Source organism: Flavonifractor sp. An10, from assembly GCF_002161215.1.
Lineage (GTDB): Bacteria > Bacillota > Clostridia > Oscillospirales > Oscillospiraceae > Flavonifractor > Flavonifractor avistercoris.
The window spans coordinates 62576-76981 of sequence record NZ_NFMB01000009.1; the positions used below are offsets into that span (position 1 = coordinate 62576).

General features: G+C 64.9%; 12 protein-coding genes. All 12 read left to right on the plus strand.

Annotation, left to right across the window (positions count from 1 at the left end):
* Positions 1-3: 3 nt before the first annotated feature.
* Positions 4-408: a hypothetical protein gene (locus B5E42_RS15470; RefSeq protein WP_087241272.1), complete on the plus strand. Its 405-nt coding sequence runs from the start codon at positions 4-6 to the stop codon at positions 406-408.
* A 32-nt stretch (positions 409-440) separates the two neighbouring features.
* Positions 441-3026 (plus strand): TolC family protein, encoded by a 2586-nt coding sequence (locus B5E42_RS15475; RefSeq protein ID WP_087241274.1) that lies wholly within the window; start codon positions 441-443, stop codon positions 3024-3026.
* Positions 3027-3042: 16 nt separating this feature from the next.
* On the plus strand, positions 3043-3633 hold the full coding sequence (locus B5E42_RS15480) for a DUF4255 domain-containing protein (protein ID WP_087241276.1): 591 nt from the start codon (positions 3043-3045) through the stop codon (positions 3631-3633).
* Positions 3630-4358, plus strand: a complete 729-nt coding sequence (locus tag B5E42_RS15485; protein ID WP_087241278.1) for a hypothetical protein — start codon at positions 3630-3632, stop codon at positions 4356-4358. Before B5E42_RS15480 ends, B5E42_RS15485 begins: the two co-directional genes overlap by 4 nt.
* A gap of 196 nt (positions 4359-4554) precedes the next feature.
* Entirely contained in the window at positions 4555-4938 is a 384-nt protein-coding gene (locus B5E42_RS15490; protein WP_087241280.1) for a DUF4280 domain-containing protein, read from the plus strand.
* 37 nt (positions 4939-4975) lie between these two features.
* Entirely contained in the window at positions 4976-7120 is a 2145-nt protein-coding gene (locus B5E42_RS19745) for an ATP-binding protein (protein ID WP_087241282.1), read from the plus strand.
* A 61-nt stretch (positions 7121-7181) separates the two neighbouring features.
* Positions 7182-7478 carry an STAS domain-containing protein gene (locus B5E42_RS15500; RefSeq protein WP_087241284.1) on the plus strand — a complete coding sequence of 99 codons (297 nt, stop codon included), beginning with the start codon at positions 7182-7184 and terminating at the stop codon, positions 7476-7478.
* An 11-nt stretch (positions 7479-7489) separates the two neighbouring features.
* Entirely contained in the window at positions 7490-9244 is a 1755-nt protein-coding gene (locus B5E42_RS15505) for an MATE family efflux transporter (protein WP_087241286.1), read from the plus strand.
* A 34-nt stretch (positions 9245-9278) separates the two neighbouring features.
* On the plus strand, positions 9279-11318 hold the full coding sequence (locus B5E42_RS15510; protein ID WP_162614007.1) for a SpoIIE family protein phosphatase: 2040 nt from the start codon (positions 9279-9281) through the stop codon (positions 11316-11318).
* A complete protein-coding gene (locus B5E42_RS15515; RefSeq protein ID WP_087241290.1) occupies positions 11315-12964 on the plus strand; it encodes a SpoIIE family protein phosphatase in 1650 nt (549 codons plus the stop codon). The genes B5E42_RS15510 and B5E42_RS15515 overlap by 4 nt, the downstream gene beginning before the upstream one ends.
* Positions 12957-13373 carry an ATP-binding protein gene (locus B5E42_RS15520; RefSeq protein WP_087241292.1) on the plus strand — a complete coding sequence of 139 codons (417 nt, stop codon included), beginning with the start codon at positions 12957-12959 and terminating at the stop codon, positions 13371-13373. Before B5E42_RS15515 ends, B5E42_RS15520 begins: the two co-directional genes overlap by 8 nt.
* Before the next feature lie 18 nt (positions 13374-13391).
* A complete protein-coding gene (locus B5E42_RS15525) occupies positions 13392-14315 on the plus strand; it encodes a phosphatidylglycerol lysyltransferase domain-containing protein (RefSeq protein WP_087241294.1) in 924 nt (307 codons plus the stop codon).
* Positions 14316-14406 lie beyond the last annotated feature (91 nt).

The window sequence follows — 14406 nt, forward strand, 5'->3', positions numbered from 1 at the left end:
ACCATGGGAATCACACAATTTGACATCATCCGGCAGCAGGCGGAGGCGGCCGCGAAAAACGCGGTGAGCCGGGCGTCGGCCAGCCTGCGCCGGGACACCAGCCTGGTGAACCAGGCCTCCCGGCTCACGGGGAAGGCCATCCGGGAGGGGGAGGCCGCGGTGAAGCGGGCGGCCGGGAGAGACCGCCGGCGGACGGCCGGCGAACCCCGGGCCACGGCGGCCGCCGACCGGCCCCGGCCCCGGCAGGCGGCGGACGGCTATGTGCGCCGCTCCCCGGTGCAGCCCATCCATGAGGCGGCGGACTACCGGAGCCGGCTGCTCCGCCGGGGGGTGGGGGCCGTGCTTCTGCTGGCCGCGGTCTGCGCGGGCGTGATTCTGCTGTTCCGGCTGGGCATCTTTGCGTGGTAAAGCCTTTCACGGATACATAGGGGGATATACCTTTGCTGAGTTATCTGCTGCGACAACTGACCAACTCCTTCGGGATCTTTTTCCGCACCATCCGGGCCTTCTTCACCCGGAAGCTGGTGGGGGTGTGGTCTTATCTGCGCCGCATCACCAACTTCTCCCGGCAGGCCACCAAGGTGGCCTCCGCCTCCCTCCAGGGGGCGGCCGCGGCGGTGAAGAAGCCCACCAGGCGGGAGGACTATATTGAGACCCGGCGGCTGTTCATCTCCAAGTCCTTCCTGATCCTGCTGGCCATCGGGGTGGTGCTGCTGGCCCTGCTGATCTACTTTGTGATCTGGCCCTTCCTGCTGCGCACCTTCTTCACCGCCCGCCTCTGGCAGGACGATCCGGAGCTGGAGACATGGTCGGGCCGGGTTGTCATCTATTACGACGAGGCCAAGAAGAATCCCAGGTACAGCGGCACCCTGCAGGACGGCCTCCTCCAGGGCCGGGGCACGGAGTATGACGAGGACGGCCTGCTGGTCTATGAGGGGAACTTTGTGGACGGCCTCTATGACGGTACCGGCTCCCGGTATGAGGCGGGTGTGCTGGTCTATCAGGGGGATTTCTCCGCCGGCACGGCCAACGGCATGGGCACCGCCTATTCCGACGGGGTTATGTGCTATGAGGGGGCCTTTGTGAACGGCCTCTACAAGGGAGAGGGCACCGAGTACAACGCCGACGGCTCCGTCCGGTACAAGGGCTCCTTCTCCGCCGGGGTGTACGAGGGGGTGGGCACGGCCTACTATTCCAGCGGCACCCGGGCCTACGTGGGCAATTTCTCCGGTGGCCTCTACGAGGGGGAGGGCACCGAGTACAACGCCGACGGCTCTGTCCGGTACAAGGGCTCCTTTGCCGGGGGCCTCTACGACGGCACCGGCACCCGCTTCCTGGACAATGGCGACCAGATCCAGGCCGAGTTCACCGCCGGGGCCGCCAACGGCGCCATCCAGTGGTACCGGAGCGGCAAGCTGTGGTACGACGGCGGGGCGGACGATCTGACCCCCGACGGCTTCGGCACCCTCTACGCGGAGAGCGGCGACCCGGTCTACGCCGGGGAGTTTGACCAGGGCACCCTGGACGGGGCCTGGCTGCTCACCCTCACGGCGGAGGAGCTGCGGGCGGCCTTCGGGGAGGCGTCCCTCACCGAAACCGATCAGGGCACCGGCTTTGTCATTGTCAACGAGGCGCTGGGCCTCACCGCCCTGTGCAGCTATCAGCAGGGGGAGACGGAGGCCCAGGTGTACCGGCTGTGGTTCGCCCCGGAGGCGGGCTCGGCCGCGGAGACCCTGCTGCCCTGGAGCGATCTGGCGGAGGCCCGGGACTGGGCTGCCGCGGAGCGGGAGCCGGAGCCCACCGCCGCATCCTTCCAGGGGGCGGCCTACCGGCCCGACGGCACGGTGGGGGGCGACTGGTATCAAAGCCAGTACCGCTATGAGGACTATGTATGCACCCTCCTCAGCACGGAGGAGGGCGCCGCCCCGGCGGAGCTCTACTGGAGCCGGGATATGACCCTGCCCGGCGGGGACGGCACCTCGGTGGATTCCTCGGTGTCCCAGGCCCAGGAACGGCTGGATGCCCTGCTCTCCGCCCTGGAGGGGGCCGGAAGTTCCGGCGCGGGCTCCGGCGGCACCGTTCAGCAGGGGGATGTGGAGCGTCTGCTGGGCCTGATGCTCACCGCCGACAGCGGACAGGAGCTGGTGGACGCCCTGGCGGACTACTACGTCTACGGCCAGATGCTCACCGCCCTGGAGGGCAGCCAGCCCCTGCTGCAGCAGAATCTGGCCGAGGCCCAGACCCAGCTCTCCCGGGGCAGCGGCACCCAGACCGCCGTGGACAGCGCCAAGTCTGAGCTGGACAGCCTGGATCGCCGGCTGGCCCAGTATGAGACCGCCCGGGAGCAGGCCCTGCTGACCATCCAGGAGCTGTGCAAGCTGAGTCCGGACGACTATGATCTGGCGGCGGTGCTCCTCACCTTTGACCCGGTGGAGCTGGATGCCGCCGCCCTGTATGAGGCGGCGCGGCTCTACGCCGTGTCGGTGGCCGCCGGCCGGTATGAGGTGGATACGGACGCGCTGCAGCGGCAGATCACCTCGGCGGTGCTGGATCTCAGCATGGCCTATGAGTCCATCCGCTCCGCACAGACCGAGGTGGAGCAGGCCGCCGCCGATGTGGAGGCCCAGACCCAGGCCTATGCCAGGGGCACCGCGGACAAGGCGTCGCTGTACGCCGCCCAGTGTGCCCAGAATGAGGCGGTGGCCGCCCTGTACCAGGCGGTTGGGGAGTTCACCCGCCAGGCCAATGCCCTGAACACCCTGTCCGGCGGCTGGATCGCCGGGGAGTACGACTGGATGGCGGACACCTTTGCCGCCCTGTTCCAGAGCGAGATCCTCCGGGGCGAGGCCGCCGCCCAGGAGGCGGAGGAGGATCGGGCACAGCGGGAGGAGGAGGCGGCCCAGGCCATCCAGGAGGAGGCCCAGGCCACCGCCAGCCCCGCCCCGTCGGCAGCTCCGGCGCCCGAGGAGACCCCGGCGGCCGGGGAGGCTGCGGATGACTCCTACACGCTGGTAGGCGGAGCCTGAGAAAGGAAGTGGCTATATGGCAGACTATACGGCTCTGGTGGAGGCGGGGGCCGCCCTGGTGGAACTGCTGCGGGACAATCTGACCCCGGAGCCCATCGGCAACCGGGAGCTGATCTCCCTGTGCTCCCCCCACGAGAGCGAAAACAACCAGCTCACCCTCTACCTCTACCAGGTGGAGGAGGACACCCAGGGGGTGGAGAGCGGCTATTACCAGGTCGGCCGGGATCGGGAGCGCATCCGGCCTGCCCGGTATAACCTCCGTTTTCTGGTGACCGCCCACTCCAAGGCCCCCGCCCAGCTCAAGGAGGCCGACCAGTACCGCATGGTGGGGGCGGCCCTCCAGGTGCTCAAGGATCATCCGGTGATCGACGCCAAGTATCTGGGCGGCTCCCTGGCGGAGCAGAATGCCACAGTCCGGGTGGTGCTGGAAAAGACCAACCAGGATCAGCTGCTCAAGATCTGGAACAACACCTCCAGCACCTATAAGCTGTCCTTCGTTGTGATGCTCACCGGCGTGGAGATCGACTCCCGGCGGGAGCGCCGGTTCAGCCGGGTCACCGACGTGGAGATCCATACCCGGCAGACCCCCCAGGGAGGCGGCCTATGATTGCCTTTCATGCCAGCGCCGTCTGCCGGGTGCGGGACGGCTACACCGGCCGGCCCCTGGAGGGCGCCTCTCTCCTGTGCGCCCTGGACGGGGCCCCGGTGCGGCCCCTGGCCAAGCCCGGCGGGTATCTGATCCTGCTGAACCTGAGCCAGGGCCCCCACCGCCTGGCCCTGCGGTGCCACGGCTACCAGGAGGAATGGGTGGACTTCCCCGTGGAGGGGGGCACCCTGGAGCTGGAGATCACCATGAAGCCGGGGCCGGGCTACCCCTTCCGGGAGGAGATCGTCCGGGCGGAGCTGACCGTGACGGAAAACGGGGCGCCGGTCTCCGGGCGGCAGCTGTGGCTGGCCGCCCCCGCCCGCTGGGAGCTGAAGATCGCCCAGACCAGGGCGGAGGCGGGCGCGCAGCAGTTCCGCCTGTACTGCAAGGGGGCGGAGGCGGCCGTCCCCCCGGGCCCCTATCTCATTGCCGACGGCGCGGACAGCGAGATTGTGCATCTGCGGAGCCTGGCGGAGGAGACGGCCGCACTGGCGGAGCCGCTCCGCCGCTCCCACGGCCGCAGCCGCATCCTGCTGCCCGCCCAGCGATACCACACCGACCGGTTCGGGCACCTGTCCGCCGTGTTTGAAAGCCCGTGCACCCTGGAGATCTGCGGGGAGGCGGGGGGCCTGCTGGCCAGCCTGCCGCTGGAACGGGGCGTGAACCGGCTGGACGTCCGGATATGAAGAGTGGGAGACCCAGGGCCTGTTTGAAACTTGCCGCCATGCCCGATCGGCGGGCCTTTTGCCCCCTGGACGGCGCAGTTTTCCCTTGAAATCCGCTAGGATTCCCGCATAAGAACTGCCTGCCGGCGGGCCCAAAATCCCTCGCCGCCGGGCACATCGCCCATGTTCCAACAAGCCCCAGGAAGGAGAAACAGCTATGGCAAATCCGGTGGTTCAGACAGCAACGTGCACCTGCCCCTTCGGCGCGGCGCCCGCCGTGCTGACGGTGACCAGTCAGCAGACCGTGACCATGTGCGGCATGCCCGCGGCCACCATCATGGATGGAACCATGGCCAATCTGCCCACCTTCGGCATGTGCTCCAGCCTGTCCAATCCGACGGTGGCGTCGGCCACGGCGGCGGCCATGGGGGCGCTCACGCCTATGCCCTGCATCCCCGCCACGGTGAGCTGGGCTCCGGGCTGCCCCACGGTAACCGTGTGCGGCCGGCCCCTGCTGAACAACACCAGCAAGCTCACATGCGCCTACGGCGGCGTGATCCAGGTGAGCGTCACGCCGGCGATGACCGTGAAAACGCCGTAGGGCGGGAGGGCAAGGACAGGGAAGGAGGAGAGCGGCCATGGAAGAATACGATCTACAGGACGTGGCCTATGAAAAGATAGACCGGGGCTATGGCAGCCAGTGGGAGCTGATGGACGATCTCTTCGCCTGGCTGGATCTGCGGCTGTACTTTTTCTACAAGCACCACCAGTGGCTGGGGCCCAGAAACGATATGCGGAATATGATGGGGCTGGTGGTCAGCCGGGAGGAATTTGAGCACAACCTGGCCAAGGCGGCCCAGCTGGGCCTGGCCGCCCAGCTGGATGGGGAGGAGGCCGCCCAGCTGGGGGCCTCCCATGCCGCGATCCGGGTCCGGCTGAACCGGACAGAGCAGGAATTTCCCCTGGCGCAGCTTTTCAGCCGGTGCGGCCTGGACGACTTCCAGCGGGACTGCGTGATTCTGGCCTACGCCGGCGCCCTGGATCAGAAGTACGAAAAGCTCTTTGCCTACCTCCAGGACGACATCACCAGAAAAGCCCCCTCGCCGGCGCTGGCGGTGCAGCTGTTTCTCCCTCCGGACGCCACTTTGGAGGCGTATCTCTCCCGGTTTTCCCGGCGGGACACCTTCACCGGCCTTTTTGACCGGGAGCGGCTGGCGGCGGGGCAGCTGGTTCTGCACCCCATTGTGCTGGAATACCTCAGCACCGGCACGGTAGCCCCGATGCCCGGCCTGCGGCTGTTCGACGGCGCGGCGGAGCGCCCGGGCGGCCCCCTGGTCATCGGGCAGGAGACGGCGCGCCGGCTGGAGCTGCTCTATCGGGAGCCGGGGCAGCGGGTCATCTGCCTCACCGGCGGCCCGGGCTCCGGCAAGCGCTTCCAGGTGGAGCACCTGATGGCCCGGACGGGGGAGCGCTGCGTCTTCCTCTCCCTGGACTGTGACAGCCCGGAGGAGCGGGCCCGGGAGGGGATTCTGACGGCCCGGCTCACGGGCGCCTGCCTTTGCTGCGGGCATATGGAGGGGCAGGATGCGGATGGCAGGCCGCTCCCGGCCGAGGGGAAGCTGCTCCAGGCCATCCTGGCTCTGGAGCCCGCCCATGAGAAGGTGTTTTTCCTCTCCCGGCTGCCCATCCGGGCCCGGCTGGATCGGCTGACTGTAGAGCTGGAGCTGCCGGACACCACCGAAGACGAGCGCATTGCCCTCTTCCGGGCCTTCCTCAGGGACACCCCCCTGGGCGACGGCCTGACCGTGGAAGAGCTGGCCTCCAAATTCCGCTTCTCCCCCCGGCAGGTAGAGCTGGCCTGCCGCCAGGCGGTGGGGCTGATCCGGCTGGACGGCCTGTCGGCCATCCCCAGCCGCCAGATGCACCAGTGCTGCTACCGCCAGGTGGTTCATAAGCTGGGAGATCTGGCCACCCCCGTCCGACCCGCCTTCCAGTGGGACGATGTGGTCATACCGCCGGAGCAGAAGCGGCTGCTCCGGCACGCGTGCGGCCACATCCGATTCCGGCACCGGGTTTACAGCGAGTGGGGCTTTGACCGGAAGATCACCTATGGCAGGGGGCTCTCCATTCTCTTTGCCGGGGCGCCGGGCACCGGGAAAACCATGTGCGCCCAGGTCATCGCCAATGAGCTGAATATGGAGCTCTACAAGATCAACATCTCCCAGATTGTCAGCAAGTACATCGGCGAGACGGAGAAGAACCTCCAGGCGGTCTTTAACGAGGCCAGGAAGTCCAACTGCATCCTCTTCTTCGACGAGTGCGACGCCATCTTCGGCAAGCGCAGCGAGGTGAAGGATGCCCACGACCGGAACGCCAACGTGGAGGTGGCCTACCTGCTGCAGCAGATTGAGGAGCACGACGGGGTGTGCATCATGGCCACCAACCTCATCGGCAACATTGACGCGGCATTTATGCGGCGCATTACCTATGTGATCCATTTCCCCTTCCCGGATCCGGCCATGCGGGAGGAGATCTACCGCCGTACCATCCCCCGGGAGGCCCCCTTGTCCGGCGACATCGACTGGGCCTTCCTGGCGGAGAAGTTTGAGCTCTCCGGCGGGCACATCAAGAACATCGTGCTCTCCGCCGCCTTTCTGGCGGCCCTGGAGGAGGAGCCTATCGGTATGCGCCATCTGCTGCGTGCGGCGGTGCAGGAGCTGAAGAAAAATGAGATTGTCGTAGTCCGGGAGGAGCTGCGGGAGTACGCGGATCTGCTGGATTAACAGATATTTACAGATAATGCTGTGACTTTAGCGTCAAGAAGTTTAAGGGAGGAAGCAAAGCATGACCATCACCAAACACACCGAAGGAAAGAAGCTCACCATCGCCCTGGAGGGGCGGCTGGATACCACCACCGCGCCGGAGCTGGAGGCGGAGCTCAATGCCAGCCTGGACGGCGTGACCGATCTGACGCTGGATCTGGAGCAGCTGCTCTATCTGTCCTCTGCGGGCCTGCGCGTGATCCTGGGCGCCCAGAAGCGGATGAACAAGCAGGGGCACATGACCGTCACCCATGTATGCGCCGACATTATGGAGGTCTTTGAGATCACGGGCTTTGTAGATATTCTGGATATTAAATAAGGACTGATTACATGTTGCTGACTGCACATACAGGACGGGAAAATATTTTTGTCCGCAAGGCATTTTACCGCTTTTTCCTGCCGAGCCTGTTCTCCTGTCTCGGCCTGGCCATTGGCGGCCTGGCCGACTGCGTCTTTGTGGGGAATGTGATCGGCCCGGTGGGACTGAGCGCCATCAGCATCGGTCAGCCGGTGTATATGCTTTTCAACACCATCAGCTATTCCCTGTCCATCGGCGGCTCCATCCGGTATGCCACCGCCCTCAGCGAGGGAAAGCCGGAGGAGGGCAACCGCATTTTTGCCAATGTGCTCCGCGCGGATCTGTTCACCAATATTCTGCTGTGCCTGCTGGGACAGATCTTCCTGCCCCAGGTGCTCACGTTCCTGGGGGCGGGCACGCCGGGAACCGAGCTGTGGGAGAACTGTGAGGCCCTGGTGCGCACCCAGCTGCTCCTGGTGCCCGTCATGTTCTGCCAGGGGCCGTTTTACTACTTTGTCAACAGCGACAATAACCCCAAGCTGGCGGCCGCGGCCCTGGTGACCAGCAACACCATCGACATTGTGTTCAACTACGTCTTTGTGGTGGTACTGAAAATGGGCGTGGCCGGTTCGGTGTACTCCACCGGCCTGGGGGCTGCGGTGATGATCCTGCTCAGCCTCACCCATTTTATCCGGAAGAAGGGGTGCCTGCGCTTTACCTGGCCCAGATTTGACGGCACGGCGGTGGTGCAGTCCTTCCGCACGGGCTTTGCCACCTCGGTGCAGTATGTCTACCAGTTTATCACCATCCTGGTGTGCAACCGCCTGCTGATGGGCATCAGCGGGGAGCTGGGCGTGGCCGTGTTCGGCATCGTCTTCAATGTGGCCCTGGTGGCGGCCTCGGTCTATGACGCCATCAGCATGGCCCTCCAGCCCATGGTGAGCACCTTCCACGGGGAGTGCAACAAGTCCAACATCCGCTGCACCCTGCGGCAGGCGTTCCAGGTGGCGGTTATCATGAGCGTGGTGGTCATCGCCATCCTGATGGTCATCCCACAGTGGGTGTGCTTTGCCTTCGGCCTGCGCACCGCGGAGGAGCTGGCCATGGGCTCTGTGGCCGTCCGCATCTACGCGCTGTGCGTGCTGCCGTCGGGGATCAACATGGTGATGACCTATTATTACCAGACGCTGGAGAAGGAGTTTGCCAGCTACCTGTTCTTCACCCTGCGGTCGTTCGTGTTTTTCCTGGCGTTCAGCCTGATTCTGAGCCGGGGCGGGGAGGATCTGTTCTGGTGGACGTATCCCTGCGCGGAGGCGGCCACCCTGCTGGTGATGATCCTCTACAACCGGAAGAAGGGCTCCTGGACGTATCTGGACGAGGACGACAGCCGGGTGTACAGCGCCTTCCTGGACAGCAGGAGCGCCGATCTGGGCGCGGTGGAGCAGGAGGTGTCCGCCTATCTGGAGCGGATGAACGCCAGCCCGGCGCAGGCCTACTTCGCCACCATCACGGTGGAGGAGGTATGCGGGGCGATTCTCAACAACGCCTTTGCGGAGGACGACGGATATATCCAGCTGACCATTGTACCCCATGATGACGGCACGGTGACCATCCACGTGCGGGACAGCGCCCGGCGGTTCAACCCCTTCGAGATGAACACCGACGAGATCAGCCTGGAGGAGGGTACCGGCCTGGACGCCATCGGGGTGAAGATGATCAAGAGAAAGGCCAGGGAGTTTTTCTATCGCCGGTATGCCGGCTTCAATACCCTGGTGGTGCGGGTGTGAGCCGCAGGGACAGCCGGGAGGAGGCGGGACGGACTTGAAACGAAAAATCCGGTTTACCCTTGGAAAGAAAATTGTGGTGATGATCCTGGCGATGAGCGTGATTCTCAGCGCCACGGCGCTGTTTGTCAGCTACCGGACTTACCAGGGGCGTGTTATGTCCTTTTACAAGGAGATCGGCTCCAGCGTGGTGCGCACCCTGGCCAGCCAGCTGGATCCCGACAAGCTCGACTATTACTACGAGACCCTGGAGATGGACGACGCCTATTATGAGACCCAGAAGTTCATCGCGGATCTGGTGGAGAGCAGCGGCAACGTGGAGTACCTCTATGTGGTGCGCCCCCACGGCGTGGGGGTCACCTTCCTGTTTGACTCCGACATGGAGATGGGGGAGAACGGGGACTACACGTCCGGGGGCTACTGCGCCCTGGGCACGTATGTGGAGCTGCTGGGCGGCTTTGCGGAAAACCTGGACAGGCTTCTGGCCGGCCAGGAGGTGGAGCCCATTGTGCAGCAGGATCCCAGCTATGGCTGGCTGATGACGGCCATGGTTCCGGTGCTTCACGACGACGGCACCATGGCCGGCTATGTCATGGCGGATATCAGCATGAACGAGGTCATGCAGGAGCAGCGGAATTTCCTGCTCTACACCGGCGGGCTGCTGGCCGCCCTGACGCTGGTGTTCGTGGTGGTCTATCTCATTCTGATCCGCCGGAACTTTATCCGCCCCATCCAGCAGCTCACCGATGCGGCCCAGGGCTATGAGGGCGGGGAGAGCCGGAAGGCGTTCAGCGCGGTGAAGATCAAAAGCCACGATGAGCTGCGCACCCTGTCCGACGCCTTCCGCATGATGCTGGTGGAGATTGATCTGAACAACATGGAGCAGAAGGAGCTGGCGGTGCGGGAGCAGCGGCTGGACAGCGAGCTCGAGCTGGCCAATGAGCTGAGCCTGTCCATGCTGCCCAAGGAGCTGCCCCGGCGGGAGGGGGGGTATCCCTTCGCCATCCGGGGGAGGCTCCACCAGGGCAGGGAGTTTTCCTGCTGCTTCTACGACTATTTCCTGCTGGGGCCCGACAGGCTTTGCCTGATGGTGGGCGAGGTGCCCGGAGGGGAGCTGTCCCGGGCGCTGTACACCGTCATGGCCCAGGCCACCATCAAGAGCCAGCTGCGCACCGGCCAGTCGCTGAAGGAGGCCATGACATCGGCCAACCGCCAGCTGTATGAAATGAGCGACCGGATGAGCTTCCCCGTGCTGGTGGGGGTGCTGGACGGAACAACCGGCACCTTCTCCTGCATCAGCGCCGGGCAGCGTCCGCCGCTGCTGATGCGCGGACAGGATCGGTATGAGTGGATGAAGGATCTCTCCTATGCCCCGCTGGGGGAGAGCGAAAACGTGGTCTACCAGGAGCTGCAGCTGGAGCTGCGGCAGGGAGACCGGATGTTCTTCCATACCGACGGCCTGGACGACATCCAGGACGGGGAGGGGAGGCCCTTCGGACAGGAGCAGCTGCGCCTGACGCTCAATGAACCGGGCAGCCGCCAGGCGGAGCTGGAGGAGCAGCTGCGCTATGTGACCGACGCGGCGGGCGCCTATGCCGACCGCGTGGGGCAGATCAGCGGATACGCCGTCCTGGCGCTGGAGTACCGCCGCAGGGATCGGGCGCAGGCCCACTGCGTCCTGTCTGCCGGAGCGGAGGGCGGCGGAGAGCTGATGGAGTTCCTCCGGGGCCAGATGGAGGCCAACCACATTACGGGGCGGCGGCAGGCCAGGCTGATGGTGGTGGCGGACGAGCTGTTCGCCCTCTGCCGCGCCCAGAGCGAGCCGGACAGCCGGTTCCTGGCGGAGTGCGCGGTTCCGCCCGGCGAGGGGCTGGTGATTCTGCGCCTGAAAGGCAGCATGGGCGGCCGCCATCCGCTGGATCACACCGAGGGCGAGGCGGCCGAGCACGCCGCGGAGTTTATCCGCCGCACATGCGAGCAGGTGCTGTTTGAGCATGGCAGCGATATGGACACGGTAACGGTGGTCAAGCGGATTGCCGGGAAGCAGGAAGCGGAAGAGGGGGAGTGTTCAGGATGAAACGAAAAGTGCGCTGGTCGCTGGGGAAAAAGCTGACCGGGCTGATTGTGACCATGTGCGTGGTGCTTGGCCTTTTGGCGGCCGTGGTCAGCTACCGCACCTTCAGCGCCTCCATGATGGAATACTACAACCAGCTGGGTACGAACCTGGTGCGCACCCTGGCCAGCCAGCTGGACGCCGACGAGCTGGATCGCTACTATGAGACCGGCGAGATGGATGAGCGCTACTATGAGATCCAGAGCTTCATCTCGGATCTGGTGGCCAGCAACGATGTGGAGTACCTCTATGTGGTTCGCCCCCATGGCGTGGGCGTGACCTTCCTGTTCGACTCGGATATGGAAACCGGGGAGAGCGGGGAGTATGAGGACGGCGGCTACTGTGCCCTGGGCACCTATGTGGATCTGGTCGGCGGCTTTGCGGACAATCTGGACAGGCTGCTGGCCGGCCTGGATGTGGAGCCCATCGTCCAGCGGGACGCCAGCTACGGCTGGCTGATGACGGCCATGACCCCGGTGCTCCATGAGGACGGCACCATGGCCGGCTATGTCATGGCCGACATCAGCATGAACGATGTGATGAACACGCGGCAGACCTTCCTGATCACCCTGGTGGGCCTGCTGGCGGCGGTGGCGGCGGTGTTCCTGGTTACCTTCCTGTTCATCCTGCGCCGGATGGTGCTCCATCCCATCGATCTGCTGACCCAGGCCACCGGGGACTTCATCCAGAGCAACGAGGAGGAGCTGGCGGCAGGCACCGCCACCGTCAATGTGCCGCCCATCCGCACCGGCGACGAGGTGGAGCTGCTGGCCGACTCCTTCCGGAAGATGGAGGAGGACATGATCTCCTATATCCGGGAGTTCATGAAGGCCACCGCCGAAAAGGAGCGCATCGGCGCGGAGCTCAACGTGGCCACCCAGATCCAGGCGGACATGCTGCCCCGGATCTTCCCCGCCTTCCCCGAGCGGCAGGAGTTTGAGGTCTATGCCACCATGAACCCCGCCAAGGAGGTGGGCGGCGACTTCTACGACTTCTTCCTGGTGGATGACGACCACCTGGCGGTGGTGATTGCCGACGTGTCCGGCAAGGGGGTGCCGGCGGCCCTGTTCATGGTGATCGCCAAGACCCTCATCAAAAACCACGCCCAGAACAGGGAGACGCCGGGCGAGGTGTTCACCCAGACCAACGCCCAGCTCTGCGAGGGCAACGATGCCGGGCTGTTCGTTACCGCCTGGATGGGCGTGCTGGAGATCTCCACCGGCAAATTTGTCTACGTCAACGCCGGCCACAATCCGCCCCTGCTCAAGCGGGCCGGCGGGCAGTATGAATGGCTCAAGAGCCGGCCGGGCTTCGTGCTGGCCGGCATGGAGGGCATCCGCTACCGGGAGAACACCCTGGAGCTGATGCCGGGGGATACCCTGTATCTCTACACCGACGGCGTAACCGAGGCCACCAGCTCCGCCCAGGAGCTCTACGGGGAGGAGCGGCTCCAGGCGGCGCTGAATGAGGCGTCCGAACTGCCGGTGAGCCAGCTGCTGCCCCGGATCAAAAACTGCATTGATACATTTGTGGGCGACGCCGAGCAGTTTGACGACATCACCATGCTGGGACTGCAATACCACACGAGAGGGGAGAAGGCAGATGGCTGAACGGATTTTTCCGGCATCCCAGGATCAGCTGGGGCCGGTGCAGGATTTCATCGCGGAGGAGCTGGAGCGCTGCGACTGCCCTCCCAGGGTGAAATTTCAGATTGACGTGGCGGTGGAGGAGATCTTCATCAACATTGCCCACTATGCCTACCACCCGGGCCAGGCGGGCACCGCCACGATCCGCTGCTGCGTGGGAGGGGATCCCCTGCAGGTGACCATCCAGTTCCTGGACAACGGGAAGCCCTTCAACCCCCTGGCAAAAGAGGACACAGACATCACCCTGTCCGCGGAGGAGAGAGGCATCGGCGGCCTGGGCATCCTGATGGTAAAGAAGAGCATGGACGCGGTGGACTACGCCTACGAGAACGGCAGCAATGTGCTGACCATCAAAAAGAGTATTCAGAAGTGACAGGAGCCGTCTGGTATTATGATTGCATTCAGAGATCCGGAGATTGGGGACAGACAATGGGTGGAGGAGCGGTTCCGCGCCTCGGGAAATCAGGGCTGTGAGTACAGCTTTTCCACCCTTTTCCTGTGGAGCGGCGCCTACCAGCAGCAGGTGGCGTCCATGGACGGCTTTGTGCTGGAGCGCCTGCGGGGCAAGCTGGGGGCGGGCTACCTGTTTCCGGCGGGCAGCGGCCCTCTGGAGCCGGTGCTCTCCGCCCTGGAAAAGGACGCGGCGGAGCGGGGGGAACCCTGCCGGTTCTTCTGTGTGACGCCGGAGCAGGCCGAGCGGCTGGAGCAGCTCCGGCCCGGGCAATACGCTTTCCAATCCGACCGGGACGGCTGGGATTACCTGTATGCACTAGACAGGCTGGCCGGGCTGGGGGGCAAAAAGCTCCACGGGAAGCGCAACCACATCCGCCGCTTTGAGGAGAGTCACCCCGACTGGCAGGTGGAGCAGATCACCATGGACAACCTGGCGGAGTGCGCGGAAATGGATCTGGAGTGGAACCGGCGCTACCGCAGTCTGGACGCCGCCGGCGAGGAGGCGGAGGCCCGCACCCGCCTGGACGAGCGCCACGCCATGTCCAGGGCGTTTGCCCACTATGAGGCGCTGGGCATGGACGGGCTGCTGCTTCGAACCGGGGGGAAGGTGGTGGCCTTCACCATGGGCAGCCCCATCAGCGCGGACACCTTTGACGTGCATTTTGAAAAGGCGTACGGAGAGATACAGGGGGCCTACCCGATGATCAACCGGGAGTTTGCCCGCTGGCTCCAGGCCAACCGGCCGGGGGTGCGGTGGCTCAACCGGGAGGATGACATGGGGCTGGAGGGCCTGCGGAAGTCCAAAGAGTCCTATTACCCTGACCGGATGGTGGAGAAGTCCGCCGCAATCCGGAGGGATTGAGCAGTATCAGCGCAGACAGCGGCCAAGCGGGTCAAAAAGCACTGTGGAGCTCAGGCCGGTATGATATAATAAAGAAAACCAGAGGCACGCC

Bases quoted from the DNA above. Each gene is read 5' to 3' on its own strand.
- B5E42_RS15470 (WP_087241272.1), top strand. From the start codon at position 4: ATGGGAATCACACAATTTGACATCATCCGGCAGCAGGCGGAGGCGGCC.
- B5E42_RS15480 (WP_087241276.1), top strand. From the start codon at position 3,043: ATGGCAGACTATACGGCTCTGGTGGAGGCGGGGGCCGCCCTGGTGGAA.
- B5E42_RS15485 (WP_087241278.1), top strand. From the start codon at position 3,630: ATGATTGCCTTTCATGCCAGCGCCGTCTGCCGGGTGCGGGACGGCTAC.
- B5E42_RS15490 (WP_087241280.1), top strand. From the start codon at position 4,555: ATGGCAAATCCGGTGGTTCAGACAGCAACGTGCACCTGCCCCTTCGGC.
- B5E42_RS19745 (WP_087241282.1), top strand. From the start codon at position 4,976: ATGGAAGAATACGATCTACAGGACGTGGCCTATGAAAAGATAGACCGG.
- B5E42_RS15500 (WP_087241284.1), top strand. From the start codon at position 7,182: ATGACCATCACCAAACACACCGAAGGAAAGAAGCTCACCATCGCCCTG.
- B5E42_RS15505 (WP_087241286.1), top strand. From the start codon at position 7,490: ATGTTGCTGACTGCACATACAGGACGGGAAAATATTTTTGTCCGCAAG.
- B5E42_RS15515 (WP_087241290.1), top strand. From the start codon at position 11,315: ATGAAACGAAAAGTGCGCTGGTCGCTGGGGAAAAAGCTGACCGGGCTG.
- B5E42_RS15520 (WP_087241292.1), top strand. From the start codon at position 12,957: ATGGCTGAACGGATTTTTCCGGCATCCCAGGATCAGCTGGGGCCGGTG.
- B5E42_RS15525 (WP_087241294.1), top strand. From the start codon at position 13,392: ATGATTGCATTCAGAGATCCGGAGATTGGGGACAGACAATGGGTGGAG.